29 protein-coding genes are annotated in these 25,054 nt (G+C 65.4%); 15 read left to right on the top strand and 14 right to left on the bottom strand.

Annotated features, from left to right (window positions below; genetic code table 11):
• Nucleotides 1-9 precede the first annotated feature (9 nt).
• The 4 genes from M2342_RS14990 (at nt 10) to M2342_RS14975 (ending at nt 3,744) form a co-directional block, all read left to right on the top strand.
• On the top strand, nt 10-876 hold the full coding sequence (locus M2342_RS14990; protein WP_264579669.1) for an alpha/beta fold hydrolase: 867 nt from the start codon (nt 10-12) through the stop codon (nt 874-876).
• Nucleotides 873-2,036 (top strand): glycosyltransferase family 4 protein, encoded by a 1,164-nt coding sequence (locus M2342_RS14985; protein ID WP_264579668.1) that lies wholly within the window; start codon nt 873-875, stop codon nt 2,034-2,036. The genes M2342_RS14990 and M2342_RS14985 overlap by 4 nt, the downstream gene beginning before the upstream one ends.
• A gap of 98 nt (nt 2,037-2,134) precedes the next feature.
• Nucleotides 2,135-3,538, top strand: a complete 1,404-nt coding sequence (locus M2342_RS14980; RefSeq protein WP_264579667.1) for an NAD(P)H-dependent flavin oxidoreductase — start codon at nt 2,135-2,137, stop codon at nt 3,536-3,538.
• The gene (locus M2342_RS14975; protein WP_264571193.1) at nt 3,538-3,744 is read left to right on the top strand and encodes a DUF2093 domain-containing protein; all 207 of its coding nucleotides are present in this window, start codon (nt 3,538-3,540) and stop codon (nt 3,742-3,744) included. The genes M2342_RS14980 and M2342_RS14975 overlap by 1 nt, the downstream gene beginning before the upstream one ends.
• A 142-nt stretch (nt 3,745-3,886) precedes the next feature.
• On the opposite strand, the gene M2342_RS14970 is transcribed toward M2342_RS14975, so the two are convergent.
• The gene (locus M2342_RS14970) at nt 3,887-4,885 is read right to left on the bottom strand and encodes a 2-hydroxyacid dehydrogenase (RefSeq protein ID WP_264579666.1); all 999 of its coding nucleotides are present in this window, start codon (nt 4,883-4,885) and stop codon (nt 3,887-3,889) included.
• Nucleotides 4,886-5,017: 132 nt separating this feature from the next.
• Between M2342_RS14970 and M2342_RS14965 the strand changes: the two genes are divergently transcribed.
• Complete coding sequence (locus tag M2342_RS14965; RefSeq protein ID WP_264579665.1) at nt 5,018-5,503, top strand: SH3 domain-containing protein; 486 nt, start codon at nt 5,018-5,020, stop codon at nt 5,501-5,503.
• A 54-nt stretch (nt 5,504-5,557) separates the two neighbouring features.
• On the opposite strand, the gene eda is transcribed toward M2342_RS14965, so the two are convergent.
• Genes eda through zwf form a run of 4 tightly spaced genes read right to left on the bottom strand, consistent with a single transcriptional unit; the run spans nt 5,558 to nt 10,428 of the window.
• Entirely contained in the window at nt 5,558-6,175 is a 618-nt protein-coding gene (gene eda, locus M2342_RS14960; protein WP_264579664.1) for a bifunctional 4-hydroxy-2-oxoglutarate aldolase/2-dehydro-3-deoxy-phosphogluconate aldolase, read from the bottom strand.
• Nucleotides 6,172-7,143, bottom strand: coding sequence for a glucokinase (locus M2342_RS14955; RefSeq protein WP_264579663.1), 972 nt, complete (start codon nt 7,141-7,143; stop codon nt 6,172-6,174). The genes eda and M2342_RS14955 overlap by 4 nt, the downstream gene beginning before the upstream one ends.
• Nucleotides 7,140-8,969: a phosphogluconate dehydratase gene (edd, locus tag M2342_RS14950; protein WP_264571188.1), complete on the bottom strand. Its 1,830-nt coding sequence runs from the start codon at nt 8,967-8,969 to the stop codon at nt 7,140-7,142. Before edd ends, M2342_RS14955 begins: the two co-directional genes overlap by 4 nt.
• The gene (gene zwf, locus M2342_RS14945; protein WP_264579662.1) at nt 8,962-10,428 is read right to left on the bottom strand and encodes a glucose-6-phosphate dehydrogenase; all 1,467 of its coding nucleotides are present in this window, start codon (nt 10,426-10,428) and stop codon (nt 8,962-8,964) included. Before zwf ends, edd begins: the two co-directional genes overlap by 8 nt.
• Nucleotides 10,429-10,774: 346 nt before the next feature.
• On the opposite strand from zwf, the gene M2342_RS14940 reads away from it, so the two are divergent.
• Complete coding sequence (locus M2342_RS14940) at nt 10,775-12,094, top strand: MFS transporter (protein ID WP_264579661.1); 1,320 nt, start codon at nt 10,775-10,777, stop codon at nt 12,092-12,094.
• A 107-nt stretch (nt 12,095-12,201) separates the two neighbouring features.
• Here M2342_RS14940 and M2342_RS14935 read toward each other — a convergent pair whose 3' ends face one another.
• Complete coding sequence (locus M2342_RS14935) at nt 12,202-12,585, bottom strand: winged helix-turn-helix transcriptional regulator (RefSeq protein WP_181560501.1); 384 nt, start codon at nt 12,583-12,585, stop codon at nt 12,202-12,204.
• Between the two features lie 119 nt (nt 12,586-12,704).
• On the opposite strand from M2342_RS14935, the gene M2342_RS14930 reads away from it, so the two are divergent.
• Nucleotides 12,705-13,280, top strand: coding sequence for an FMN-dependent NADH-azoreductase (locus M2342_RS14930; protein WP_264579660.1), 576 nt, complete (start codon nt 12,705-12,707; stop codon nt 13,278-13,280).
• Between the two features lie 15 nt (nt 13,281-13,295).
• Here M2342_RS14930 and gpmA read toward each other — a convergent pair whose 3' ends face one another.
• Nucleotides 13,296-13,982 carry a 2,3-diphosphoglycerate-dependent phosphoglycerate mutase gene (gene gpmA / locus M2342_RS14925; RefSeq protein ID WP_264573500.1) on the bottom strand — a complete coding sequence of 229 codons (687 nt, stop codon included), beginning with the start codon at nt 13,980-13,982 and terminating at the stop codon, nt 13,296-13,298.
• A 110-nt stretch (nt 13,983-14,092) separates the two neighbouring features.
• Nucleotides 14,093-14,395: a hypothetical protein gene (locus M2342_RS14920; protein ID WP_264571182.1), complete on the bottom strand. Its 303-nt coding sequence runs from the start codon at nt 14,393-14,395 to the stop codon at nt 14,093-14,095.
• Between the two features lie 81 nt (nt 14,396-14,476).
• Between M2342_RS14920 and M2342_RS14915 the strand changes: the two genes are divergently transcribed.
• Entirely contained in the window at nt 14,477-15,193 is a 717-nt protein-coding gene (locus M2342_RS14915) for a dienelactone hydrolase family protein (protein WP_264579659.1), read from the top strand.
• A gap of 178 nt (nt 15,194-15,371) precedes the next feature.
• Here the strand turns inward: M2342_RS14915 and M2342_RS14910 are convergent, their stop codons facing one another.
• The gene (locus tag M2342_RS14910; protein WP_264579658.1) at nt 15,372-16,508 is read right to left on the bottom strand and encodes a M14-type cytosolic carboxypeptidase; all 1,137 of its coding nucleotides are present in this window, start codon (nt 16,506-16,508) and stop codon (nt 15,372-15,374) included.
• Nucleotides 16,505-17,182 carry a DUF4136 domain-containing protein gene (locus tag M2342_RS14905; RefSeq protein WP_264579657.1) on the bottom strand — a complete coding sequence of 226 codons (678 nt, stop codon included), beginning with the start codon at nt 17,180-17,182 and terminating at the stop codon, nt 16,505-16,507. The genes M2342_RS14910 and M2342_RS14905 overlap by 4 nt, the downstream gene beginning before the upstream one ends.
• Before the next feature lie 228 nt (nt 17,183-17,410).
• Between M2342_RS14905 and ykgO the strand changes: the two genes are divergently transcribed.
• Complete coding sequence (gene ykgO, locus M2342_RS14900; RefSeq protein WP_008069451.1) at nt 17,411-17,536, top strand: type B 50S ribosomal protein L36; 126 nt, start codon at nt 17,411-17,413, stop codon at nt 17,534-17,536.
• An 82-nt stretch (nt 17,537-17,618) separates the two neighbouring features.
• Here the strand turns inward: ykgO and M2342_RS14895 are convergent, their stop codons facing one another.
• Complete coding sequence (locus M2342_RS14895; protein ID WP_264579656.1) at nt 17,619-18,161, bottom strand: TetR family transcriptional regulator; 543 nt, start codon at nt 18,159-18,161, stop codon at nt 17,619-17,621.
• A 75-nt stretch (nt 18,162-18,236) separates the two neighbouring features.
• Between M2342_RS14895 and M2342_RS14890 the strand changes: the two genes are divergently transcribed.
• Complete coding sequence (locus M2342_RS14890; protein WP_264579655.1) at nt 18,237-19,283, top strand: aromatic ring-hydroxylating dioxygenase subunit alpha; 1,047 nt, start codon at nt 18,237-18,239, stop codon at nt 19,281-19,283.
• Between the two features lie 22 nt (nt 19,284-19,305).
• Here the strand turns inward: M2342_RS14890 and M2342_RS14885 are convergent, their stop codons facing one another.
• Both M2342_RS14885 and M2342_RS14880 read right to left on the bottom strand, forming a co-directional pair.
• Complete coding sequence (locus M2342_RS14885; RefSeq protein WP_264579654.1) at nt 19,306-19,584, bottom strand: GNAT family N-acetyltransferase; 279 nt, start codon at nt 19,582-19,584, stop codon at nt 19,306-19,308.
• A 10-nt stretch (nt 19,585-19,594) separates the two neighbouring features.
• Nucleotides 19,595-20,215, bottom strand: a complete 621-nt coding sequence (locus M2342_RS14880; protein WP_264571176.1) for a GGDEF domain-containing protein — start codon at nt 20,213-20,215, stop codon at nt 19,595-19,597.
• Nucleotides 20,216-20,440: 225 nt separating this feature from the next.
• On the opposite strand from M2342_RS14880, the gene purE reads away from it, so the two are divergent.
• From purE to M2342_RS14855, 5 genes are all read left to right on the top strand, one after another.
• A complete protein-coding gene (purE, locus tag M2342_RS14875; protein ID WP_264580055.1) occupies nt 20,441-20,917 on the top strand; it encodes a 5-(carboxyamino)imidazole ribonucleotide mutase in 477 nt (158 codons plus the stop codon).
• An 8-nt stretch (nt 20,918-20,925) separates the two neighbouring features.
• Nucleotides 20,926-22,014 carry a 5-(carboxyamino)imidazole ribonucleotide synthase gene (locus M2342_RS14870; protein WP_264579653.1) on the top strand — a complete coding sequence of 363 codons (1,089 nt, stop codon included), beginning with the start codon at nt 20,926-20,928 and terminating at the stop codon, nt 22,012-22,014.
• Nucleotides 22,015-22,016: 2 nt separating this feature from the next.
• A complete protein-coding gene (locus tag M2342_RS14865; RefSeq protein WP_264580054.1) occupies nt 22,017-22,514 on the top strand; it encodes a dihydrofolate reductase in 498 nt (165 codons plus the stop codon).
• A 68-nt stretch (nt 22,515-22,582) separates the two neighbouring features.
• Nucleotides 22,583-23,509 carry a bifunctional riboflavin kinase/FAD synthetase gene (locus tag M2342_RS14860; protein ID WP_264579652.1) on the top strand — a complete coding sequence of 309 codons (927 nt, stop codon included), beginning with the start codon at nt 22,583-22,585 and terminating at the stop codon, nt 23,507-23,509.
• Between the two features lie 60 nt (nt 23,510-23,569).
• Nucleotides 23,570-24,166: a GNAT family N-acetyltransferase gene (locus M2342_RS14855; protein WP_264579651.1), complete on the top strand. Its 597-nt coding sequence runs from the start codon at nt 23,570-23,572 to the stop codon at nt 24,164-24,166.
• Nucleotides 24,167-24,180: 14 nt separating this feature from the next.
• Here M2342_RS14855 and M2342_RS14850 read toward each other — a convergent pair whose 3' ends face one another.
• Nucleotides 24,181-24,996 (bottom strand): MipA/OmpV family protein, encoded by an 816-nt coding sequence (locus M2342_RS14850; protein WP_264579650.1) that lies wholly within the window; start codon nt 24,994-24,996, stop codon nt 24,181-24,183.
• Nucleotides 24,997-25,054 lie beyond the last annotated feature (58 nt).

The raw sequence follows: 25,054 nt of genomic DNA, 5'->3' as shown, positions 1-25,054 counted from the left end.
GGATCAAGCTTGTCGGGCTATGAAGACAAATATTGGTGGTCGCAGGACAATTTACGGCTGCATTACCGGGACTATCCGGGCCGGGAGGATCGGCCGCCGATCCTGTGCCTGCCAGGCCTGACGCGCAACGTCCGTGACTTCGAGCCGGTGGCGGAGCGGCTGGCCGGCGAGTGGCGCGTTATCGTGGTGGAACTGCGCGGACGCGGCGAGAGCGCTTACGCCAAGGACCCGATGAGCTATGTGCCGCTGGTCTATCTGCAGGATCTGCTCAAGCTGATCGATGAGCTGGCCCTGCCGCGCTTCGTGGGAGTCGGCACGTCGCTCGGCGGAATCATGCTGATGCTGATCGCGGCGACCCGGCGCGGGAGCCTTGCGGGCGCGCTGATCAACGATATCGGGCCGGAGATTGCCGAGGAAGGGCTGGAGCGCATCCGGCAAGGGGTCGGTACCGGTAGCGCGCAGCCGACCTGGGTTCACGCGGCGCGGGCGGTGGCGGATGTGCAGGGGGTGATCTACCCCGATTACAAGCTGACCGACTGGCTGCGCATCGCCAAGCGGCTATATCGACTGACGAGCCAGGGGCGCATCGTGCTGGATTATGACCAGCGCCTCGCCGAGCCGTTTCGGGCGCCCGGCGGTGCGGCGGGCGTCGACCTGTGGCCGGCGTTCGAGGCGATCGGCGATATCCCGCTCACCTTGGTGCGTGGCGCGCTAAGCGATCTGCTGACCGTCCAGACGGCGCAGGCGATGCAGACGCGCCTCCCGCAGCTGGATCTGGTGACGGTGCCGCGGGTGGGTCATGCACCCACGCTGGAAGAGCCAGAAGCGGTGGCGGCGCTCGACAGGCTGCTCGCCAGGATCAGCGAGAAGCCATGACGCGGCGGGCGGCCCGGCGCGATCTCTCCCGCGAGCCGCTGCGCGTGCTGCAAATTCACCGCACCTTCGATCTGGGCGGAAAGGAAGCGCGCCTTGCCCGGCTGATGAATCATTGGGGTGGGCGGATGCAGCACGACATCCTGCTGGCCGAGCCGGGTGCCACTGGGGCGCAAGCCTTGCTCGACCCCACGCTGAAGGTGCGCTTTCTCGATTCGCCCGCGCTGGAGGGGCCCGCGACCTTCGCCCGGTTCAACGCGCTGGCCAAGGCGATGCGCGGCTATGATCTCATCCTGAGCTTCAATTGGGGCGCGATCGATGGCGTCATGGCGCACCGTCTCTTCCGCCGGCTGCGCTGCCTGCCGCCGTTGATCCACCACGAAGAGGGCTTCGATGTGGACGAGGCGTTCGTCCGCCAGGCCGCTCGCAACCGCTACCGCCAGATCGCCTTGCAAGGCGCGCGGGCGCTCGTCGTCCCGTCGGCGCAGTTGGCGCATATCGCTCAGGCGGAGTGGCGGCAGCCCGCCGAGAAGGTTCACCAGATCCCCAACGGGCTGGATATCGCCGCCTATGAGGGCACCCGGCCGGTCACTGCGATTCCCGGGCTGGTACCGGACGGACGGCTGATCGTGGGCACCGTCGCCAATCTGCGTGCGGTCAAGAACCTGCCCCGGCTCGTCCGGGCGGTGGCGCCGCTGCGCGACCGGCTGCGCCTGGTCATCGTCGGTGACGGGGAGGAGCGGGAGGCGATCCTTGCGGAGGCGGAGCGTCAGGGCATGCACGATCTGCTGATGCCCGGAGCCCTGCCGCGCCCGCAGGATTATGTCGGCGCCTTCGATATTTTCGCATTGTCCTCCGATAGCGAGCAGTTCCCCACTGCCCTGATGGAGGCGATGGCGGCCGGCCTGCCGGTGGTGGCGACCGACGTCGGCGATACGCTCGGCATGGTCGCGCCGGACAACCGGCCCTTCATCGTGGCCCCCGATGCGACCGATGATTTTCAGGCTGCCCTTGCAGAACTGGCCGGGGATGCCGATCTGCGTCGGACCATCGGCGCAGCCAATCGCGACAGAGCGAGGCGCTGTTTCGATGAAGCCGTGATGATCCAGCTCTACGCCCGGCTCTATGGTGAGGCGGTCGGTAACGAACTGGCGTTATTTTGAGTTTTGTGGCATTTTAGCACTTGGTTTGAGGAAAATGCTGGTAAAGGCGCTCGTGGCTGGCTTGCGAAGCTGGCCGATGGGGCACTGAGGAGTTTCATTTGTTCAAGGGCTTGAAGCCGATCGTCTATGGCGGTCGCGAGGTGTGGCCGGTTATCGAAGGCGGCAAGGGCGTTGCGGTCTCCAATCACATGAGCTCCGGGGCATGGGCTGCCGCTGGCGGCATCGGCACCGTGTCGGCCGTGAATGCGGACAGCTATGATGCCGACGGCAATGTCATCCCGCAAATCTACCATGGCCGCACGCGCCAGCAGCGCCATGAAGAGCTGATCGCCTACGCCATCGAAGGTGGTGTGGAGCAGGTGAAGCGCGCTTATGAGATGGCCGGCGGCAAGGGCGCCATCAACATCAACGTGCTCTGGGAAATGGGCGGCGCGCAGGCCGTGCTGCAAGGCGTGCTGGAGCGCACCAAGGGCATGGTCGCAGGCGTGACCTGCGGGGCCGGCATGCCCTACAAGCTCAGCGAAATTGCTGCGCAGCATCAGGTCAGCTACCTGCCGATCGTGAGCTCAGGCCGCGCTTTCCGCGCGCTGTGGAAGCGGGCCTATCATAAGGCTGCGGAGTGGCTGGGCGCGGTGGTCTATGAAGATCCGTGGCTGGCCGGTGGCCATAATGGCCTGTCCAACGCGGAAGACCCGACCAAGCCGGAAGATCCCTATCCCCGCGTGAAGGCGCTGCGCGACACGATGCGCGAGGGCGGCATCAGCGACGACGTGCCGATCGTGATGGCCGGGGGCGTCTGGTATCTGCGGGACTGGAGCGACTGGATCGACAATCCGGAGCTGGGAGCGATTGCCTTCCAGTTCGGCACCCGTCCGCTGCTCACGCAGGAAAGCCCGATTCCGCAGGCGTGGAAGGAGAAGCTGATGACGCTGGAGGAAGGCGACATCCTCCTCCACCGCTTCTCGCCGACCGGTTTCTATTCCTCCGCGATCCGCAATCCCTTCCTGCGCGATCTCGAGGCGCGCTCGGAGCGGCAGATCGCCTTCTCCATGGAAGAAGCGGGCGACCACAACCATCAGCTCGATGTCGGCATCAAGGGCCGCAATTACTGGGTGACCCGCAACGATCTGCTGCGCGCCCGCGAGTGGGTGCTGCAGGGCTATGAGACGGCGCTCAAGACGCCCGACAACACGCTGGTCTTCGTGACCGACGAGGACCGCGCCGTGATCCGCAAGGATCAGGCCGATTGCATGGGCTGCCTCTCGCACTGCGGTTTTTCGTCGTGGAAGGACCATGACGATTATTCGACCGGTCGCCTCGCCGATCCGCGCAGCTTCTGCATCCAGAAGACCCTGCAGGATGCGGTGCATGGCGGCGATGTCGACAAGAACCTGCTGTTCGCCGGCCATGGCGCCTATCGCTTCAAGCAGGACCCCTTCTACTCCAACGGGTTCGTGCCGACCGTGAAGCAACTGGTCGACCGCATCCTCACCGGGGACTGATGAGCATGATGCGCACGCCGGACATGCCGGGCCTCGCCATCCTCAAATATCGCGCGGCGGATTATCAGGTGGTCCGCTCGGGCCGTTTCGTAATCTGCGCCGTGAGCGGGGTGGAAATCCCGCTCGGCGAACTCGCTTACTGGAGCGAAGCGCGGCAGGAAGCCTATCGCAGCGCGATCGAGGCGACAAAGGCGCTGGCGGGTTAAAGAGCGGAAGCCAGCCCCACCTTATCCCTTTCTCGTCACGCCGGACTTGATCCGGGGTCTCGCTGCCTTTGCGGTGAGCGAAGAAGAAGCGGGATCCCGGATCAAGTCCGGGATGACGTGAGGTTAGGAGCCCGCTGTTCGCTCAAACCCAGCCTTCGAGAATCTGATCCGGCGGCCGGTCGCCGCCGACCCACATGCGGATGTTCGCGATCACCCGTTCGCCCGAGGCGATGCGGCCCTCGAAGGTCGCCGAGCCCATATGCGGGGTCATCACCACATTGGGGAGAGCGAGCAGGCGCGGGTCGATCTGTGGCTCGAACTCCCACACATCAAGGCCGGCGCCGGCAAGCTGCCCGGCTTCCAGCGCTTCGATCAGCGCCTCTTCATCCACGATGCCACCGCGCGAGGCGTTGATGAGGTAGACATGGGGACGCAATAGCCCGATGCGGCGCCGGTCGATCAGGTTCTCGCTCTGCGCATTGCGCGGCGTGTGGATCGTCAGGATGTCGATGCTGCGCAGCATCTCGTCGAGGTCGGGGTGCCAGATCGCATCCACTTCCTGCTCCGCCACCTCGGGCAGGCGGTGGCGATTATGATAATGGATGGAGAGCCCAAAGGCGCGGGCGCGGCGGGCGACGGCGCGGCCGATGCGGCCCATGCCGACGATGCCGAGCGCCTTGCCGCCGATGCGATGGCCGAGCATGTTGCTGGGGCTCCAGCCGGTCCACTCGCCCGAGCGCACCAGCTTCTCGCCCTCGGCCAGACGGCGCGGCACCGAGACGATGAGCGCCATGGTCATGTCCGCCGTGTCCTCGGTCAGCACGCCGGGCGTGTTGGTGACAATGATGTTCTTCGCGCGGGCGGCGGGCAGGGCGATGTGGTTCACGCCGGCGCCATAATTGGCGATCAGCTGCAGCGCATCGCCTGCGCCGGCGATCAGATCGGCATCGAGATCGTCCGTCACGGTGGGCACCAGCACGTCGCACCGCTGCATGGCCTCATGCAACTCGGCGCGTGTCATGGGATGATCTTCGACATTGAAGCGGGCGTCGAACAGTTCGCCCAAACGGGCTTCCACCGCTTGCGGCAGACGCCGCGTCACGATCACGCGGGGCGAAGCGGGCCGGGGACGCCTGGACATGTGGCGGGAATGCTCAGGCGAGAGCGGAAAGGCAAGCGGCAATTCGCGCAAGGCTGCTTCCGGTTGATGCCATGCGGTGGCCGTGGCAGAAGCGGACCTTATGGTGTGGGCATTTTCCGGGAGATTGATGGCATGAACGCGCGCGGGCTATTTACGGCTTTTGCGGCGCTGGCCCTGGGATTGGGACTCGGGCTGGGTGCTGCCGACGCGCAGGCGCAAACCGGTCGCCCGACGCCCTATTGGGCCTCACTCTCCAAGGGGGAGGCCAAGATGCGCGTGGGGCCGAGCGCCGACTATCCGGCGAGCTGGATCTACCGCCAGCGCGACCTGCCGGTGAAGGTGGTCGAGGTCTATACCAATTGGCGCAAGATCGAGGATCCGGACGGCACGCAGGGCTGGATGCATGTGCGGCTGCTCAAGGATGAAGCGACCGCGATCGTGAAGGATAATATCGCCCAGATGCGCGACGGTCCCTCCGAGAGCGCCCGCCTGCTGTTCCGGCTGGCACCGGGCGTCGTGGGGCGGCTCTCCGGCTGTTCGGATGGTTGGTGCGCGATGGAGGTGAACGGCCGGCGCGGCTATGTGCAGGCCGCGAGCCTGTGGGGCGCGCTGGACTGACGGTAACCTCGGCGTGGGCGTGCCCATCAAGGCACGCCAGCGGCGCCTCTCCGATTATCGCGGAAGCGTCGCAGCTTCCCTCGCCAGCGCTTCTATGGCTGCGGGATCGAGCGGCCCCTTGGGCACAACCCAGCTTCCGCCGACGCAACCGACGAACGGCTGGGCCAGCCATTCCGGCGCATTGGCCGCCGTGATGCCGCCGGTCGGGCAGAAGCGCACACCGCCAAAGGGCGCCGCCAGCGCCTTGAGGGCAGGCAGGCCGCCGCTGGTCGAGGCCGGGAAGAATTTGAAGCGCTCAAGCCCCAGATCCAGTCCGCGCATGATGTCCGCCGCCGTAGCGACGCCGGGGAGCAGGGTGGCCCCATTGGCGATCGCGGCCTTGCCGAGCGGCTCGGTGAGGCCGGGCGCCACGATGAACTGCGCCCCCGCCTCCAGCGCCTGATCGATCTGCCGGGGGTTGAGCACGGTGCCGGCCCCGACCACGGCGCCGGGCACTTGTGCCATTTCGCGCATCACCTCGAGCGCGACGGGGGTGCGCATGGTGACCTCGAGGGCCGGCAGACCTCCGGCGACCAGCGCCTGCGCCAGCGGGACGGCATCCGCCACGGACTCCACGATCAGTACCGGGATCACCGGTGCCAGCGCCATTACGTCATCGACAGTCATGCTCATGCTTTCTTCTCCCGCCATGCAGCGGCGGCGCCATAAAGGCCAATTTCAGGATGGGTTGCCAAGCGAACCGGAATGGTTCTCATCAAGGCTTCGAAGCGACCCTTTGCGGTGAAACGGTCATGGAAGGCGCTATTGTTCGCGAGGAAGTCGCGCATCCGCTGCGTCAGTCCGCCGGCCAGCACCACATGATGCGGCCCATGCGCCAGAGCGAGGTCGCCGGCCGTGGCGCCATAGCTCATGCACAGCCGCTCCAGCGCCGTGCGGGCGAGGGGATTGCTGCCATCCAGAGCGGCGGCCCACAGGTCCGCGTCGTTCATCAGCGTGACCGGCACCTGGCTGATCGTCGCCAGCGCCCGGTAGAGTGTATTGAGCCCCGGTCCGGAGACGATCCGCTCCGTCGAGACCCGCACGAGATCGGTGCGCAACTGCGCGAGAATGCGGCCCTCCAGCGCGTCGAGCGGCGCGAAATCGACATGACCGCCCTCGGTCGCGACGATATGCGGCACGCCCTCGTCAAACGCGATCATCGCCACGCCAAGACCGGTGCCGGGGCCGAGAATCGTGACCGAGCCATTCTCGGGAAAGGCCTCGTCTGGCCCGAACAGCAACGGTAGATCGCTGAGCGGCAACCGCGCAATGGCGTGCGCAACTGCTTCGAAATCATTGACCAGCCGCACCGCCGCAACGCCGAGGTCATCGGCCAACTGGGCAGGACGGATGATCCAGCTGGAGTTGGTGAGCTTGATGACCTCCCGCCCGATGGCCGTGGCGAAGGCGATGGAGACCCGCTCGGGCGCCGGCCCGTCGTCATCGGCCAGAAAGGCCTGCCAGCAGCTTTGCAGGCTGGCATGATCGGCGACCTTGTACTTGCGCACGGTGCCCAGCGTGGGCACGCCGCGCGCATCGAGCGTGGCACGGGTGAAGCGGGCATTGGTGCCGCCAATGTCGGCGGCGACAAGATCGGTCATAGTTCCGCATCCATGGCTGCCAGCAGCGGCGAGGCGCCCGCTTCCGCCAGATCGCTGTTATGGCGGAACAGGGCGAACAGTTCCCGACCGGTGTCATAGGGCGGCGGCGGCGCTTCGGCCTGATCGCGCGCATCCCATTCCGCGGCATCCACCTTCGCTTCCAGCGTGCCGCTCTCGGCGCAGACGCGGACGATGTCGCCATCGCGCAGCTTGCCGATGGGGCCACCGCCCAGCGCCTCGGGCGAAAGGTGAATGGCCGCCGGCACCTTGCCGCTGGCGCCGGACATGCGCCCGTCGGTCACCAGCGCGACCTTGAAGCCCTTGTCTTGCAGCACGCCGAGCGGTGGGGTGAGCTTGTGCAGTTCCGGCATCCCGTTGGCGCGCGGCCCCTGGAAGCGCACGACAACCACGACGTCCCGATCCAGCTCGCCCGCCTTGAATGCGGCCATGACCTGATCCTGATCGGAGAACACACGGCACGGCGCCTCGATGGTCCAGCGTTCGCGGTCCACGGCGCTGGTCTTCATGATGCAGCGGCCGAGATTGCCGGCGAGCAGCCGCATTCCGCCATCCGCGCTGAATGGGTTGGAGAGGGGGCGCAGGATCGCCTCGTTGCCGGGCGCGGTTAGCGGTTCGTCCCAGACGAGCGCGTCATTCTCCAGCGTCGGCATCCGCCCGTAATCCGTGAGATCAGCGCGGGCGACGGTCATCACGTCCCGGTGCAGCAGGCCGCCGCGCAGCAATTCGGTGATGATCCAGGCCATGCCGCCTGCGGCATGGAAGTTGTTCACGTCATCCGCGCCATTGGGGTAGACGCGCGCCAGCAGCGGCACCGCGGCGGAGAGATCGGCGAGATCCGTCCAGTCGATGACGATCCCCGCCGCGCGCGCGATGGCGGGCAGGTGGATGGCATGATTGGTCGATCCGCCAGTCGCCAGCAGGCCCACGGCGGCATTCACGATCGCCTTCTCATCGATGCACTTGCCGAGCGGGCGATAATCATCGCCATCCCACCCTATGGAGGCGACACGATGCACGGCGGCGCGGGTCAGCTCGCTGCGCAGCTTGGTGCCGGGATTGACGAAGGCAGCGCCGGGCATGTGCAGGCCCATTACTTCCATCATCATCTGGTTGGTGTTGGCCGTGCCGTAGAAGGTGCAGGTGCCCGCCCCATGATAGCTGGCGCTCTCGCTCTCCAGCAGCTCCTCGCGCCCCACCTTGCCCTCGGCATAGAGCTGGCGGATGCGCTGCTTCTCCTTGTTGGCGAGGCCCGAAGGCATCGGCCCGGCGGGGACGAAGATGGTGGGGAGGTGGCCAAAGCGCAGCGCGCCCATCAACAGGCCGGGCACGATCTTGTCACAGATGCCGAGCATCAACGCGCCCTCGAACATCGCATGGCTGAGCGCCACGGCGGTCGCGAGCGCAATGGTGTCCCGCGAGAAGAGCGATAGCTCCATGCCGGCCAGGCCTTGCGTCACGCCGTCGCACATGGCCGGCACGCCGCCCGCGACCTGCGCCGTGGCGCCGACTTCCCGCGCCGCGATCTTGATCGCCTCCGGGTAGCGGCCATAGGGCTGATGGGCCGAGAGCATGTCGTTATAGGCCGTGACGATGCCGATGTTCATGGCATTGCCGGCGCGGATCACCGGCTTGTCCTCGCCGCTGGCGGCAAAGCCATGGGCGAGGTTGCCGCAGGAAAGCCGATCCCGGTTGGTGCCGGCATCGCGCCCGCGCTCGATGAGGTCGAGATATTTGCGGCGACTGACCGCGCTGCGCTGGACGATGCGCTGCGTGACGGCGGCGACGGTGGAATTGAGATCAGTCATACCAGCTTGCTCCATCGCGCTCGATCAAGGCAATGCCAGCGGATGGCCCCCAGGTGCCGGCGGCATAATGCACGACCTGCTGGCCGGATTCCTGCCAGCTCTGCGTGATGGAATCGATCCAGGTCCACTGCGCTTCCACCTCGTCGCGGCGCACGAACAATGTGGTGTCGCCCTCCAGCAGATCCAACAGTAGCCGCTCATAGGCGATCCGGCGGCGCTCGCCCGCAAAGGCATGGGTGAGGGAGACGTCGAGGCCGACTTCCTGCAGCTTCACGCCATCCCGGTCGAGTCCCGGCCGCTTGGCCATGATGCACAGGCGGATGTTCTCGTCCGGCTGCAAGCGGATGATCAGCGAGTTCGGCTCGAGCGCGCGATCATAGCCGTTGCGGCGGAAAATGCTGTGCGTCACCGGCTTGAACTGGATGAGGATTTCCGACTGGCGGTTGGGCATACACTTGCCCGTGCGCAGGTAGAACGGCACGCCCGTCCAGCGCCAATTGTCGATATGAGCCTTCAACGCCACGAAGGTCTCGGTATCGCTCTCCTTGCCCAGTTCCTCGGCATAGCCGGCGATGATCTTGCCCTTCACTGCGCCGTCGCGATACTGGCCGCGCACGCTGTGGGTGCGGACCGTTTCGGGCGTCATCGGCCGCAGCGAGCGCAGCGCCTTCACCTTCTCGTCGCGCACCGAGGTGGAATCCATCCGCGCGGGCGGCTCCATGGCGATGATCGAGAGGATCTGGAGCATGTGGTTCTGCACCATGTCCTTGAGCGCGCCGACGCCGTCATAATAAGAGACGCGACCCTCCAGCCCGACCGTCTCGGCGACGGTGATCTGGACATGATCGATGGCGCCCCCGTTCCACAGCGGCTCGAACAGGCGGTTGCCAAAGCGAAGCGCCATCAGGTTCTGCACCGTTTCCTTGCCCAGATAATGGTCGACGCGGAAAATCTGCTCCTCATCGAACAGATCGCCAATGGCGTCGTTCACCACCTTGGACGAGGCGAGATCCTTGCCGATGGGTTTTTCCATGGCAATGCGGGTGTGCGCATCGACCAGACCCGCGGCGGCGAGACCCTGGGCGGTGGGCGCAAAGAGCGAGGGCGGGGTGGACAGATAGACCGCAATGGGACCATCGCCCAGCGCCTTCGCCCGTTTCGCCAGCGCATCGAAATGCGCCTGTTCGCCGGCGGACACGGCGCAATAGCTGATCTTTTCGAGAAAGGCGGTAACGCGCGCCTCATCATGATGCTCATCGGCGAGATAGGTCGCCAGCGCCTTGCGGATGGTTTCACGAAAGGCCGCGTCATCCATCTCGGACCGGCCGGAGGCGAGGATGTTGAACGGCTCGGGCAGCAGCCCGTCGCACAGCAGATGATAGAGCGAAGGAAACAGCATCCGGTGCGCCAGATCGCCGGTGGCGCCGAACAGGATGAGTGTCGCGGACTTTTCGAACAAGACTGGGGACCCTTCGTGGCCTGATGAATTGCGCACCTGAGCGGGACATTACAGGCGCACGACTTTGGTGCAACCGCACAATCGGACCCGTTTTCGATGAAAGCGTAGGCGCGCGCGCTATCGTTACGTGCTCGCGCAGGGCCAGAATTCCTTCGACCGGCGCTATGGGAGGCAGCCGCAAGGCATTGTTCGCCGGCGCAAAATCTTGCTTCGCGCGCGGTTGGTCACGGTGAATTCTGGCTTGCCAGACGGGCAGCGGTTCCGCAGGAGCGCACATGCGGCGGGGGCGGTTCTCATCATTAGACCCTCGAAGACATAGACCGACCAGCCTTCGGGGGAGAGATACATGGCGCAGTCCCATGCAGACGGGCAGCGGATCGACATCGAGACCATTCTGGACCGGCCTTACGGGGCCTGGCGCTGGTACATCTTTGCGCTCTGCGGCATCGCCATGGCGATGGAGGGCTTCGACATGTACATGCTCGGGGCCATCGTGCCGGCTCTTGCTGCGGGTCTTGCTGTCGAGCCAGCCGCGATTTCCGCCGTGTTCGTGGCGCAGGGCATCGGCCTTGCCCTGGGCTACGCCTTCATCGCGCCGCTGGCAGATCGGGTTGGACGCAAGCCGATCGTCATTCTGTGCGTGCTCGGTTTCGGCCTCGTCACGCTTGTGACGGCCCTGGCATCGACCCTGACGACCGTCTCACTGCTGCGGCTGGTCGCCTTTGCGTTTTTCGGCGGCATCACGCCCAACATCATCGCGATGGTGGCGGAGATTTCGCCGCGCCACATCCGGCCTCGCCAGATCATTCTGGTCACGGCCTGCTTTGCATTCGGTTCGGCCATGGGCAGCGCGCTTGCGCCTCTCATTGTTCATCGGCTCGATTGGTGGGGCGCGTTTCTGGCGGGTGGCGCCGCACCTCTGCTGCTCCTGCCGGTGCTGATCTTCACTCTGCCTGAATCTCCCCGCTTTCTCGTCACCGCCGGGCGCAGCACCGCGCAAGTCAACCGCGTCCTGCGGCACATCACGCGCGACGTCAGCGACACAGCCCATTATTTTCTCGATGAGCCGCCAGCCGGGCGGGCGTCACTCAAGTCCGTCTTTGCCGAGGGGCGGCTGGCCATGACCCTCTTGTTCATGCTGGCGGGCGGGATGATGATGTTCGTCGGCAATGCCGTGGCCTCCTGGGCGCCGACCTTCTGGCACATGCAGGCCGGCTTCCCGATGGCGGATGCGGCAGCGCTCTTTGCCCTTTCCTCCGTGGGCGCGATCGTGTGGCCGTTCATCATGATCGCGCTGGTCGGGTGGATCGGCGTCAAGCGCACCCTGCTCTTCTGCTATTTCGCGGGTGGCATCTCGATGCTCGTCTATATGGTCCAGCCGTTCACGCCTGCACTGGCTGCCTTCATGGCGATTGCCTTCGGCGCCTTCGTGGTCGGCTCGATCAGCGGGCTCTATGCCTTCATCTCAGCCGCCTATCCCACGCAGATCCGCTCCACGGCGCTTGGCTGGACGGCCGGGGCGGGGCGACTGCTGGCGATCATCGGTCCGGCGACCGGCGGCTGGCTGCTGGCGCAGGGTGTTGGACCGTTCGGCGTGGCGCTGGCCTTCGGGCTGCCGCTGTTCGTCGCGGGGATCGCCGTGGCGTTCGTCCGCAGCAAGGCATAGGACCACCATAGTGTTCCTGCGAAGGCAGGAGCCCATGGCTCAGATGTCGGGCCTTGCCGCCCTAGACTCCTGCCTTCGCAGGAGCACTTTGTATGATGTAGAGCGCCTCAGCCCTCCTGCAGGCGATCGAACCGCTCCCGATGGGCGTCGATCTCTTCGCGATGCATCTGCGCCCATTTGCCGAGGCGGATCGCCTCGCGGGCCAGCGAATGGCCGAGCGGGGTGAGGGCGTAATCCACCTGCGGCGGGGTGGTCGGATGGACGGTGCGATTGACCATGCCATCCCGCTCCAGCGCGCGCAGCGTGCGGGTGAGCATCTGCTGCGAGATACTGCTCACCTCCCGCCGGATCTGGTTGAAGCGCATCGTGCCGTCACCAAGAGCCGCAACCACCGGCAGCGTCCATCTGTCACCGAATCGCGCGAGGGTCTGCGTGATCCGCATGCACTCCTTGTGCGACGTCACGGTGAGGCGGGTGGTGGTCATATCCATGTGACTAGGTCTCGAAAAAATGCGTTCTTGTTGGTTCTAGAGGTCCACCCTAGCTGGTTGCAAACAGAAACTGATCTTCCCGATCCGTCTCTCAAGAGCAATTTACGAAAGGGCCGACCATGACCGTGTTGCATATCGATTCCAGCATTCAGGGCGAAAACTCCATCACCCGCCAGATTTCGGCAGCCATTGTCGAGCGCCTCAAGGCGGAGCAGCCCGGCGCGGACGTGCGCTATCGCGATCTCGCCGCCCAGCCGCTGCCCCACCTGACGCTGCCCGGCTTCGGCACGGACGAGGCGGCGGCGGTGCTGGCTGAATTCCTGGACGCGGACACCGTCGTGATCGGCGCGCCGATGTACAATTTCACCATTTCCACCCAGCTCAAGGCGTGGATCGATCATATCGCGGTGGCCGGCAAGACCTTCCGCTATGATGAAAGCGGCAATGCCATCGGCTTGGCAGGCGACAAGCGCGTGATCGTCGCGCTCTCGCGCGGCGGCTTTTACGGCGCGGGCACGCCTGCCGCCGCTGTCGAACATGCGGAGAGCTATCTGCGCGCCGTCTTCGGCTTCATCGGCATCGTGCCCGAGTTCATCGTGGCAGAAGGCGCTGCCGTCGGTCCCGAGCATCGCGCTGCCGGCATCGAGGCGGCGCTCGCCGCCGTCGATCAGCTTGAGGTGAAGGTGGCGGCCTGACCGGCCGCCTAACCCTTACCGCTCCGACAGATAATAACGGTCCTTTGCGGAAAGATCGTCGGCCAGCTCATAGACAATGGGCTGGCCGGTCGGGATTTCGAGGCCCGTAATCTCGTCGTCGGGGATGTTCGAGAGGTGCTTGACCAGCGCGCGCAGCGAATTGCCATGCGCTGAAATGAGCACGCGCTTGCCGGCCTTCAGCTCGGGAGCGATCCGGCCCTCCCAATAGGGCAGCACGCGCGCGATGGTGTCCTTGAGGCTCTCCGTCGCCGGGATGGCGATGCCGGCATAGCGCCGGTCCTTGCTCAGGTCGAATTCGCTGCCGGCCTCCAGTGGCGGCGGCGGCACGTCGAAGCTGCGGCGCCAGATCTTCACCTGCTCATCGCCATGCTTGGCTGCCGTCTCGGCCTTGTCGAGGCCGGTCAGGCCACCGTAATGCCGCTCGTTGAGGCGCCAGTCCTTTTCCACCGGCAGCCAGAGCCGCTGCATTTCCTCAAGCGCCAGATTGAGCGTCTTGATCGCGCGGGTCTGCAGCGAGGTGAAGCACTGGTCGAAATCGAGGCCCTTGTCCCGCATCAGCGCGCCGGCAGCCTTGGCTTCGGCAGCGCCCTTCTCGGTCACGTCGACATCCCACCAGCCGGTGAAGCGGTTCTCCAGGTTCCAGGCCGACTGGCCATGGCGGATGAGGACGAGGGTGGGCATGAGGTCTTATCTCCCGATCTTCGGCGGTTTTACCGTTATCGGGGCCTGATAGCGGGATTTGGTGTGAGCGCAATCCGTTCGGGCCGGCCTTGAAGACGCGCAGAGACGCTTCAGGCGTGCTCGAGGGTCGCGGCGTGGCCACGCGCTTGAAGCGCTTTCAGCATCGTCTGATAATGCTGCACATAGCTCTGATAGGCGGCTTTCTCATCCGGGTGCATCGCCGTTGTGGCCTGCGCTTCGAATTGCTGGATCTGGCTCTGGAGAAAGCCCGGATCCCACAACGTCTTCATCTCGTAAACTCCCATATTGCTGGCAGAAAACTGCGCCGGAGCCGGTTGGTTCCGGCAAAAGCGACCTGCTGCGTTAAATGTTGAGAAACCACCGGCGCGGGCTGTCTTTTCGGCCGGGATCACTGCCGCAAGCGCCCTTGTCCGCCCGAGCACAATTCGCCATGGATGAGCGCATCATCCCATTGCAGCAAAGGAGCAGGAACCATGGCGATCACCCGCACTGTCCACCTTCATGAAGGCCCCGGCGGTCCCTTTGAATCGATGTTCGTCGGCGATGCGGATGCAGGCGATCAGCGAGGTGTGCTGCTGTTCCCCAACTTCATGGGCACCAAGGAATGGGATTTCGCCAAGGCCGAGACGCTGGCGGCACAGGGCTACAAGGTGCTGGTCGTCGACTATTACGGCCAGGGCAAGCGCGGCACGGACATGGAGAGCGCGGGTAAGCTGCTGCATGATTTCATGGCGGATCGCCAGGCGGTGAAGGCCCGGCTGCTCGATGCCCTTGCGGAGCTTCGTGCGTTGCCGGGCGTGGATGGCAGCCGGATCGGCGCCATCGGCTTTTGCGCGGGCGGCAAATGCGTGCTCGATCTTGCGCGCGCCGGGGCGGACATCAAGGCCGGTGTCTCCTTCCACGGCGTCTACGACGCGCCGCCATTCCCCAACGCGCCGATCACCGCCAAACTGATGATCTGCGACGGTTGGAACGACAATCTCTGCCCGCCCGATGCCAAGCTGGCCCTGTGCAAGGAGCTGGCGGCGGCGGACGTGGACTTCCAGTTCACCACCTATAGTCGCACCGGCCACGCCTTCACCGCAGACGATGTGCCGCTGAATGCGGACCGCAGCTTCGGCTTCGAGCCGGAGACCAACCGGCGCAGCTGGCGCGCTGCGATGGCGTTTTTGGGCGATGAACTGGGGTGAAGCGAGAGCGCTGATCGCTCCCAATTTTCCGTCACCCCGGGCTTGACCCGGGGGCCAGCTTCCTTTCACGCCTCATCCCGTCAGGCGAACGTCCTAGGAAGAGTGAGCTGGACCCCGGGTCAAGCCCGGGGCGACGGTGGAGGAAGGCACAGTCCGGGCGCCCTTGTCCCGACCGCTCTCAAATATCCCCGACCATCTCCGCCAGCGTGGCGAGGCAGTCGCGCGCGAGTTGCATGGAGCGCTCCGGGCTCCAGCCCTGGGCGGTGTCCGGCAGGTCGTCATTGTCCTTGAACGGCATTTCCAGCGTCATCGCTACCGCGCCGTAGCGCTCGGCGATCTGGGCGGTTGCCATGGAGAGATTGGCCTTGCCCGGCCGCGCCTCGGGATAGCCAAGGCGAGTCTGGAAGTCGGGCGTGCGGATGGCCAGCGTGTCGCGATAGCGCCGGAACAGTGCGAGCTGCGCGTCCTTGATCGAGGGAATGCCCTCGAACCCGGCAAGGAAGACGGCGGGGATTGCCTCGTCACCATGCACGTCCATGGCGAAGGCGACGCCGGTCTCGTCCATGCGATTGCGCACGCAGAGCACTTCCGGCGCGCGGTCGGCCTGCGGCTCGTGCCATTCGCGATTGAGATTGATACCCCGGGCATTGGTGCGCAGATGGCCGCGAAAGGCGCCATCCGGGTTCATGTTCGGCACGAGGTAGAAGCGACAGGCGGCAAGCAGAGCGCGGGCATGGGCATTGGTGGGGTCGGTCAGCATGTCGAGCGCGCCTTCCATCCACCATTCCGCCATCGTCTCACCGGGGTGCTGGCGCGCGATCAGCCAGATCGGCTTGTCGCCGCTCCCCAATTCCAGGCAATCGATCGGGCGCCCGTCCAGACTCTCGCCCAGCTGGCGCACCGATACGCCTTCGCAGGCCGCCGCTTGCGCCACGAGATCATGATGCCGCTCCTGTGAGTAAGGCGCGAAATAAGCGAACCATGCGGCATCACCGACGAGGGTGTAGTCGATGGTGAGGGTGCCGCCATCAACGCCGGGATCGTAGCGGCTGGCGGCACGACTCCAGTGCTCGCGATCTTCCGATACGCAGGCGGCATAGCCGGGCCAGCCATCGGGGTAAGCGGATTGTGCAAGGCCGGTGATGCGCAAGGTCAGGCGCGTGCCCGCCGGCGCGGCGGCGCGAAAGTGGAACCACTGGAAGAAATCGCTCTCATGGTCCTTGTGGATGGAGAGCGTTGCAATAGTGCCGTCGATCGCTTCGACGCGGATGTTGCCGCTATCGAAGCTGCTGTTGATGCGAAGGGGTGCGGTCATGGCACCGTGATAGTCTCGCCGGACGTGCCGGGGAAGCCCTGGAACAGCGCATCGGCAAGCCGACCGACCACGAGGCCGGGCTGGGCGGCCGGCGTGCCTTCCTTGGCCTGCGTCTCGGCACGACCTTCCCACACAACCACCTTGTCGCTCGCGCGGCGCAACTGCACGCGCATCCGGTTCACGACCACGGGCTTGGGTTTGCCGGAGAGATTGATCCCGATGCCAAGGCCGACGCCGCTGCCATAAGAACCGGTCGATCCGCCCACGCCGAGGCTCACCGGGGAGCGTGCGGGCAGGGGCGCGATCGTTTCCCGCCCCATGTCCACAACCGCTTCATATTGCGCTGCCCCGGCACCGGATGCGCCGGGCTGGAGGGTAGAAAAGCCCGTCCGCGCCAGCGCCGCGCTCACGGCATTGGCGGCGGTGCGGAATTCGAGGCTGGCGCTATCGTCCGGATTTCCGGGCACGATGAGCACGGTGCCCTGCCGGGCGACGTCCGGCTGATGGAATCGGGTGACGTCGACAGGCCCGGTGGATGTGGCGCAGCCACCCAGGGCGAGCGCGCCAAGCACAATGGCCGCGACGCCGGCCTTGCGCGCGCCGAATCGCGGACGACCCTCGATGTGGGGAGTCGCCCGCCCATGGAGCGGCGGCATGGGAAAACTGCTCGTCATGGCCTTGCATCCCTTATCATCTGGCCATCTCTCTGAAATGGCGTCTCATCGGTCGAGTTTGCACCGGAAATGCTGCATGATGGCTTAACGATTGTTCAGGAAAGCGGTTGCCGGCATGAGGGGACGGGGCTGCGCAAAACTTGCACCGCCGCCTTGACTTTCCGGAGGCTGACCCATAGAGGCGCGGCTTCGAATTTTCCGTCACGCAAGAATCATTTGGACCCGATCATGAAGATCCGCAACTCGCTCAAGTCGCTCAAGGACCGTCACCGGGACAACCGCGTGATCCGCCGTCGTGGGCGCACCTACGTCATCAACAAGACGCAGCGTCGCTTCAAGGCCCGCCAGGGCTGAAGACGCGCGGCGGGGCGCTTTCGCCCTGCCTCTGCCGATCAGGCGCCCGGTCAGTTGCTGGCCGGGCGCTTTGGCGTGTCCGTCACGGCTGATCCGCTGCTGCGCGTGTTCGCCAGCCGTCGATGAGAACATCTAGCGCCAGGATGAAGCTGTCCCGGTCCGCCTCGACCTGAACCGCTCGCAGCGTCGTCCAGCCCGTGACGAGCGCCTGGACGGACCGCTGTGCGACGGCGGCCATCTCCGCGCTCAGGCCGAGCGCGGTCAACTCCTTCACGATCTGCCCGATCAAATGGTTGCCAGCTCCCCGCTGCGCGCGGGTGACGGCAATGAGCTGACGCGCATCGCGTATGGATGTCTGCGCGTCCCATAAGGCGATGCCAAAATCATGCAGCCATGCCCACCAGCTTTCTGCCGGCGGCACCGAGTCGAGGCAGGCCTTGAAAATGGAGATGGACATGAGTGCGTGGAGGGCCTGCTTGTCCTCCACATGCCAGTAAAGCGATGAGACGCTGACGCTGAGCCGGGTGGCGATCTTCCGCAGGCTGACTGCCCCCAGCCCTTCTTCCTTCAGCAGCGCAATGGCTTCCTCGACGATCCCGTCCTGATCCAGCTTCGCGAATGACATGCTGCTCCCTTGACAGTTTGCCGGTGAAAAAGCATCAATCGCTAAACGAACGATGTTCGATTAGGAGCGGACCCCATGTATCCTTTCACCCCTGGCAGCTACGCGCCGCGCAACGGCTGGTACGTCGCCGCATTTGTGCGCGAAATCGGCGAGGATTTGCTCAGCCGTTGGATCCTCAACGAGCCGGTCGTTCTCTACCGCAAGGAAGATGGCACGGCCGTGGCGGTGGAGGGGCGCTGTCCGCACCGGCATTATCCCCTGGGCGCGAGCAAGCGCGTCGGCGATGCGATCCAGTGCGGCTATCACGGCATCACCTTCGATTCTTCGGGGGCCTGCACGATGGTGCCGAGCCAGAGCACCATTCCCGGCGTCTACCGGATCAAAAGCTATCCCCTGGTCGAGCGCGGGCTATGGGCGTGGATCTGGCCGGGCGATCCCGACAAGGCGGATGAGTCGCTCATCCCGACGCTGGACGAGATCGGTTTCAACATTCCCGGCATGATCCCGGATGCCTTTTATTCCATGCATGTCGATGGGCGCTATCAGTTGCTCAACGATAACCTGCTGGACCTGAGCCATCTTGGCTATCTCCATGCTACATCGATCGGCACGCCCGATGATGCCGCGACGCCCGAAGTGCGCGACCTCAATGATCGCCGCCTGTCGAGCCGGCGGATCATGCGCGATACCCCGATGCCGCCTTATCATGACCGCAGCGTGCATGACGGGGTGGTCGATCGCATCTCCGGAATGGATTTCTTCTTCCCTGGCTTTCACGCAGGGATTGGGGAATCCCGCTATCCGCAGGGTCACGCCAAGGCCGGCGAGGTGCTTCACACCAGCCGGGTCTGGCATGCCGTCACGCCGGCGAAGAAGACCAGCTGCAACTACTTCTTCGCGATGAGCGCGCCGTCACAGACGCGGGTGGACGACGCCCGCCGGCGTCTCGAGCCGGTGCTGGATGAGGACAAGTTCGCGACCGAGGAAATCGAGAAGATCATTTCCACGCTGGACGTCCTCCCGCCCGAGCTGATGCTCAAAAGCGACGGAACGGCGGTGCAGGGGCGGCGTATCCTCCAGGCGATGATGGACCGCGAGAAGGCCGAGCTAGAGGGGGCCTGACCGTGAGCGGACGGCCCGCGCGTCAGGCGGCCAGCAGGTCGCGCTGATCGGGGTGGCGCTCGAAATAGGTGACGACGTAGCTGCACACCGGCCGGATCTTGAGGCCGCGTGCGCGCGCATCGTCGAGCAGCCCGGCGACCAGATCGGCCGCGACGCCCTTTCCCCGCAAAACCGGTGGGGTGAAGGTGTGCGTGATCGCCAGCGTGTCGCCATCGCGCTCATAGGTGGCGAAAGCGATCCCGCCGTCCACTATGATCTCGTAGCGGTTGCGCTCGGCATTGTCCTGAACCGCGTGGGTCATGACCTGCTCCTTATTCTGCTGCCTCGGCAAAGGTGCTGCCGGGTCTTTTGGCAGCATACATCGCCATATCCGCGCGAGTAAGGGCGGAAAACTCCGTGTCACCTTGTTCGAGGGCCGTCCAGCCGACGGAAATAGACAGCGGCAGCAGCACGCCTTCGTGCAAGCAGGCCGATTCCGCGATCATGCGCTGGAGCCGCCGGGTGGTTTCCTCCACGGCCTCAGGGTCAAGATCGTCCAGCAACAACGCGAACTCATCACCGCCCATGCGGGCCGCGACGTCTGTAGACCGCAATCCATTCGCGAGAAGGCGCGCCATATGCACCAGAGCGGCATCGCCGGCGCCATGGCCAAAGCGATCGTTAATCCGCTTCATCGAGTTCACGTCAATGAACACCAGCGCGCATTTGCCTTCATGCCGTTCGAGCCGGTCCAACCGATCCCGAAGGCAGTTCATGAAATGCCGCCGATTGTAGAGCGGGGTGAGCGTATCGCGAATGACGAGTCGTTCAAGTTCCTTGTTGGCGGTTTTAAGAAGGGACAGCTCCCGGCGGAGTATATCCAACTCCTGCTCAAGCGCTGAAATGTCAGGTGCGGGAAGATCGAGTGCGACCGTCCGCGCAGTGGCTTCCATCAAAGCTCTATCTCCTGTGCGCGACCGCAGCATGTAACCCTGTGAGCTGGGTATAGTTCCAAGCTTTGCCTTTGTGCACTGCGGAACCCGCGTTCCGCCGTATGATCAGAGCGTTTTGACCGGTTGTGCGCCATGGCGCTGGTGTCTATGGGCTGAGACTTAAAGAGAAGTTTCCGGCCGGCGTTCCCGTTGACGCCAGGCAGCACGAGGACGGGGCGGCAAAGAATGGCGAAAATCGGTGTGATCATGGGCTCGCAGTCCGACTGGGACACGATGCGCCATGCCGTCGATATTCTGCAAGACCTTGAAATTGAATGCGAAACGCGGATTGTTTCGGCTCACCGCACACCGGATCGACTCGTCGATTATGCCAAGACTGCAGCAGGCCGAGGTCTGCAGGTGATCATCGCCGGAGCCGGCGGCGCGGCGCATTTGCCCGGCATGGTCGCGGCCATGACTCGCGTGCCGGTGCTTGGTGTTCCGGTGCAATCGGCGACCCTCTCCGGGCTCGATAGTCTGCTTTCCATCGTACAGATGCCCGGCGGCGTTCCGGTCGGGACGCTGGCCATCGGCAAGGCAGGCGCCAAGAATGCCGGTTTGCTCGCAGCTGCAATATTAGCCAATAGCGACGCGGCGCTGGCCGATCGACTGGATGCATGGCGCGCGGCGCAAACGGATTCGGTGGCAGGCAGCCCGCAATGACCTCCCCCATGACGATTGCGCCCGGGTCGACCATCGGCATCGTCGGCGGCGGCCAGCTTGGCCGGATGATCGGCATGGCCGCGATCCAGCTTGGCTATCGGGTCCATATTTTCGCGCCGGAAGAGAGCGGCCCCGCGTCTGACATTGCGAGCGCGTGGACGCAGGCGCCCTATGAGGATGACGCCGCGCTCACCGCCTTCGCCGACGCGGTCGATATCATCACCTATGAATTCGAGAATGTGCCGAGCAACGCCGTTGCCTTGCTCGCCAAGCTCGGGCACGTCCGGCCCAATGCCCGCGCACTGGCGGTCGCGCAGGACAGGTTGCTCGAGAAGAGCTTCGTCGCCGGCCTTGGCGGACGGACGGCGCCCTATGCGCCCGTCTCCAGCGGCGCGGTGCTGCAGGATGCAATCGCGCGGATCGGCGCGCCCGCCATCCTCAAGACAACGCGCTTTGGCTATGACGGAAAGGGCCAAGTCCGGCTGATGGATGCGGCGCCCGAGACTCTGGACAGCGCCTGGGAGGCAATCGGCTGCAATCCGGCGGTGCTGGAAGGGTTCGTCACCTTCGACCACGAATTTTCCGTCGTGCTCGTGCGCGGACAGGATGGCACCGTGCGCTTCTGGGATTCGCCGCATAATGTGCATGTCGACGGCATTCTCGCGACATCCACGCTGCCGGCTCCGGCGGTCGTGCTCGCGCAGGTGCCCGAAGCGCGGGCCATTGCCGCGCGGGTCGCCCAGGCTCTGGAATATGTTGGCGTGCTTACGCTGGAGTTCTTTGCCGGGGTCGCCGGGCCGATCTTCAACGAGATGGCGCCGCGCGTCCACAATAGCGGGCACTGGACCATTGAGGGCGCTGTCACCAGCCAGTTCGAGAACCATGTCCGCGCCGTCTGCGGCCTGCCGCTCGGATCGACGGCGCTCGCCGCGCCGGCCGTCTCCATGCAGAACCTGATCGGGGACGAGGCCAACGAGTGGCAGGCGATTCTGGCCGACGAGACGGCGCATCTCCATCTCTACGGCAAGAACGAGGCACGCCCCGGCCGCAAGATGGGCCATGTAACGCGCGTGCACATAAGCGATAGCGCGGCATGACGATGGACGCGCGTCCAGAAATCGTGCTGCTGCTCGCCCGCGCCGACAATGGCGTGATCGGCAGCGAGGGCGACATTCCCTGGCGGATTCCCGGCGATCTCAAGCGCTTCAAAGCGATGACCATGGGCACGCCCATGCTGATGGGGCGCAAGACCTTCGACAGCCTCCCCGGGCTGCTGCCGGGCCGTCGCCACATCGTGCTGACCCGCGACCGCGCGTGGCAGGCGGACGGCGCAGAGGTGGTCCACAGCGTCGATGAAGCCCTTGCCGCCGCGCAGGCGCCGGTGCTGTCGGTGATTGGCGGTGCGGAAGTCTATCGGCTGTTCGAGCCGCTGGCCGACCGGCTGGAGATCACGCAGGTACATCTCTCGCCGCCCGGCGATGCGCGCATCGATGCGCCCGATCCTGCCCGGTGGGAAGAGACGATGCGCGAGGATCACCCGGCGGAGGGCGCAGTCGCTGCCTTCAGCTACCGCACATTCCTGCGGCGCGGAGCCTGATCGCGGTGCGCATGCGAGCCGCCATCGGGGCTGGCGCCCGCGCGTCGCTCCCCCTATAGGCGCCCGCCATGGAACGGATCAGCAGCGATCAGCCGATACCGGCACATTTGCGCGGTGCCATCATTGCCCTCGGCAATTTCGACGGTTTTCACCGGGGCCATCAGGCCGTGGTCGGCCGCGCCGTGGAGCTGGCTCGTGCGCAGGGCCGCCCGGCCATTGTCGCGACCTTCGATCCGCATCCCATGCGCCTGTTCCGTCCGGATGCGCCCTTCTTCCGCCTGACCACGCTCGATCAGCGCGAGCGCCTGTTCGGCGAGGCGGGCGCGGATGCCATGCTGGTCTTCCACTTCACCGCTGAGCTGGCCTCGCACAGCGCGGAGGACTTCGTGGCCATGCTGGCGACGGAACTGGGCGCGGCTGGAGTGGTGACAGGCGAGGACTTCACCTTCGGGCGCGGGCGCTCGGGCACTGTTGCTGCTTTGCGCACGCTTGGCGCGGTCCACGGCTTGGCCGCCGAGGCCGTGGCGCCGGTGCGCGACGAGCAGGGCGAGATCATCTCCTCCAGCCGCGTGCGCGAGGCCCTGCTGGCCGGTGACTGCGCCACGGCGACGGGCCTCCTCACGCGTCCTTTCGCGATTGCCGGCGAAGTCATCGATGGGGACAAGCGCGGCCGCACCATCGGCTTCCCCACCGCCAATATGGAGATGGGCCACTATCTGCGCCCGGCTTATGGCATCTATGCCGTGCGCGCACGGCTGCCCGATGGGCGAATCGTCTGCGGCGCGGCCAATCTCGGCATCCGCCCGACCTTCGTGCCGCCGCGCGAGCTGCTGGAGACCTATTTGTTCGATTTCTCCGGCAGCCTTTACGGCCAGACGCTGGAGATCGCCCTCATCGAACGGCTGCGGGGCGAGCGCAAGTTCGACAGCCTGGATGCGCTGGTCGAGCAGATGAGCGCCGATGTCGTGCGGGCGCGGATCATCCTCGGGGCCTAATCATGCCTTGTCACCGCGCAGGTCTCCAGCAAGACTTGCGCTGACAAGGAGAGGCCACGGATGACTCAACAGAACAGCACCGCCCCGACCATCGATCGCGCACCGACTATCGAAACGCCCAGGCTGATCCTGCGGGCGTTTCGTGCTGCCGATGCCGAGCCCTTGTGCGCGGCCATGGCGGACGATGACTTCGCGCGGTTCATCACCAAGGAAGGGCGCGGCCTTAGCTATGGCGAAAGCTGGCAGCGCTTCTGCAGTCTTGCCGGCCATTGGGTCGCGCGCGGCTATGGCAATTTCGCGGTGGAAGAGAAAGCCAGCGGAGCATTCATCGGCCATGTCGGGCCGATGAACCCGCCGGGCTGGCCGGCGTTCGAGATCGGCTGGTGCATCTTCCCGTCCGCACAAGGCAAGGGCTATGCAGCCGAGGCGGCAGCCGCCGCCTTCCGCTGGTCGCACGAGGCCCTTGGCCAGAGCGAGACGCTGCACATGATCGCCGATGACAATGTGCCGAGCCAGAAGGTCGCCCAGGCCCTGGGCGCCGAGCCGGGCGAGATCTGGACGCCCTTCTGGCCGGATGCCAAGCCGGTGCGCCAATGGTGCACGCGCTGGGAGGCTTTTACCCGGTCGCCGGCCTACGCGCGGCTGGAGGGGCGATAGGGCGCCCGCGCGGCTTAGCGTTTGCCCCACCAGAAGGTGTAGCCCAGCGCCAGTCCGCCGGAAAACTGGTCGCGTGCGCCATAGGCCCGGACGACCGGCGAATCGGCGGCATCGCCGACTAGCCGGTCGTAACGGGCATAGCCGTGGAGGCTCCAGCGCGCATCGAGCTGGCGGATCAGACCGGCAGCGGCACCGACGGACTGAACGCCGCCATTCGCCTCGAACACCGGCAAGCCCGAGGCGGTGGCTTGCGCAGGCGACACGCCGAACCATGTGCGCTGGTGCTTGCCGCTGCCCAGCGTGACGCGCGGGCCGACCGACACTAGCCAACGGTCCCCATCGCGCATGATCCAGTCGGCGCTGACCGATCCGACCAGCGCCTCATGGCCGGTCACGCCCTGGCGCAGATCGGCGCGCAGGCGGAAGGAGGGGGTCAGAAACATCTGCACGAACCCGCCGAGTTCCAGCGAGCGGTTGACCTTGACGAAGCCGGGAACCTCGTCCGCCTTTCGCTTGCCTTCCACGGCCATGGATGGGCCGACCTCAAAACCGCCGACACTCACGACCGGGATGCCGAAGCTCTCGTCCGGCGCCTCGAACTCGAATGGTTCATCCCCGCGCGCAATGTCGCCTTCCAGAAAAGGCCGGACCGAGAGGCTGTCCGCGCCGGGGAAGCTGGGCTGAATTTCCGGCCCGATGGCGATGCGCACGCGGCGCGGTTCCTTTTCCTTTGCCGAGGCGGTCGATGCGAAGGCGCCGAGCGTGAGGCCGAGCGTCAGCGCCAGTACGACAGGACGGGCGAAGGTAGCAGATGGCGGGCAGAAAGGCATCAGGCGCAGGCCTCCGGTTTTGGGGTGACGGTCAATCTGGCCCGGCCATGCGCCGGAT

Source organism: Sphingobium sp. B8D3A, assembly GCF_025961995.1.
Classification (GTDB): domain Bacteria; phylum Pseudomonadota; class Alphaproteobacteria; order Sphingomonadales; family Sphingomonadaceae; genus Sphingobium.
The sequence above is the reverse complement of the archived record's forward strand: the minus strand, read 5'-3'. Positions and strand labels throughout refer to the sequence as shown.

Coding starts and splice junctions, on each gene's coding strand:
- M2342_RS14985 (WP_264579668.1), top strand. CDS start 873: ATGACGCGGCGGGCGGCCCGGCGCGATCTCTCCCGCGAGCCGCTGCGC.
- M2342_RS14975 (WP_264571193.1), top strand. CDS start 3,538: ATGAGCATGATGCGCACGCCGGACATGCCGGGCCTCGCCATCCTCAAA.
- M2342_RS14970 (WP_264579666.1), bottom strand. CDS start 4,885: ATGTCCAGGCGTCCCCGGCCCGCTTCGCCCCGCGTGATCGTGACGCGG.
- M2342_RS14965 (WP_264579665.1), top strand. CDS start 5,018: ATGAACGCGCGCGGGCTATTTACGGCTTTTGCGGCGCTGGCCCTGGGA.
- eda (WP_264579664.1), bottom strand. CDS start 6,175: ATGAGCATGACTGTCGATGACGTAATGGCGCTGGCACCGGTGATCCCG.
- M2342_RS14955 (WP_264579663.1), bottom strand. CDS start 7,143: ATGACCGATCTTGTCGCCGCCGACATTGGCGGCACCAATGCCCGCTTC.
- edd (WP_264571188.1), bottom strand. CDS start 8,969: ATGACTGATCTCAATTCCACCGTCGCCGCCGTCACGCAGCGCATCGTC.
- M2342_RS14940 (WP_264579661.1), top strand. CDS start 10,775: ATGGCGCAGTCCCATGCAGACGGGCAGCGGATCGACATCGAGACCATT.
- M2342_RS14935 (WP_181560501.1), bottom strand. CDS start 12,585: ATGGATATGACCACCACCCGCCTCACCGTGACGTCGCACAAGGAGTGC.
- M2342_RS14930 (WP_264579660.1), top strand. CDS start 12,705: ATGACCGTGTTGCATATCGATTCCAGCATTCAGGGCGAAAACTCCATC.
- gpmA (WP_264573500.1), bottom strand. CDS start 13,982: ATGCCCACCCTCGTCCTCATCCGCCATGGCCAGTCGGCCTGGAACCTG.
- M2342_RS14915 (WP_264579659.1), top strand. CDS start 14,477: ATGGCGATCACCCGCACTGTCCACCTTCATGAAGGCCCCGGCGGTCCC.
- M2342_RS14910 (WP_264579658.1), bottom strand. CDS start 16,508: ATGACCGCACCCCTTCGCATCAACAGCAGCTTCGATAGCGGCAACATC.
- M2342_RS14905 (WP_264579657.1), bottom strand. CDS start 17,182: ATGACGAGCAGTTTTCCCATGCCGCCGCTCCATGGGCGGGCGACTCCC.
- ykgO (WP_008069451.1), top strand. CDS start 17,411: ATGAAGATCCGCAACTCGCTCAAGTCGCTCAAGGACCGTCACCGGGAC.
- M2342_RS14895 (WP_264579656.1), bottom strand. CDS start 18,161: ATGTCATTCGCGAAGCTGGATCAGGACGGGATCGTCGAGGAAGCCATT.
- M2342_RS14890 (WP_264579655.1), top strand. CDS start 18,237: ATGTATCCTTTCACCCCTGGCAGCTACGCGCCGCGCAACGGCTGGTAC.
- M2342_RS14885 (WP_264579654.1), bottom strand. CDS start 19,584: ATGACCCACGCGGTTCAGGACAATGCCGAGCGCAACCGCTACGAGATC.
- M2342_RS14880 (WP_264571176.1), bottom strand. CDS start 20,215: ATGGAAGCCACTGCGCGGACGGTCGCACTCGATCTTCCCGCACCTGAC.
- purE (WP_264580055.1), top strand. CDS start 20,441: ATGGCGAAAATCGGTGTGATCATGGGCTCGCAGTCCGACTGGGACACG.
- M2342_RS14870 (WP_264579653.1), top strand. CDS start 20,926: ATGACGATTGCGCCCGGGTCGACCATCGGCATCGTCGGCGGCGGCCAG.
- M2342_RS14865 (WP_264580054.1), top strand. CDS start 22,017: ATGGACGCGCGTCCAGAAATCGTGCTGCTGCTCGCCCGCGCCGACAAT.
- M2342_RS14860 (WP_264579652.1), top strand. CDS start 22,583: ATGGAACGGATCAGCAGCGATCAGCCGATACCGGCACATTTGCGCGGT.
- M2342_RS14855 (WP_264579651.1), top strand. CDS start 23,570: ATGACTCAACAGAACAGCACCGCCCCGACCATCGATCGCGCACCGACT.
- M2342_RS14850 (WP_264579650.1), bottom strand. CDS start 24,996: ATGCCTTTCTGCCCGCCATCTGCTACCTTCGCCCGTCCTGTCGTACTG.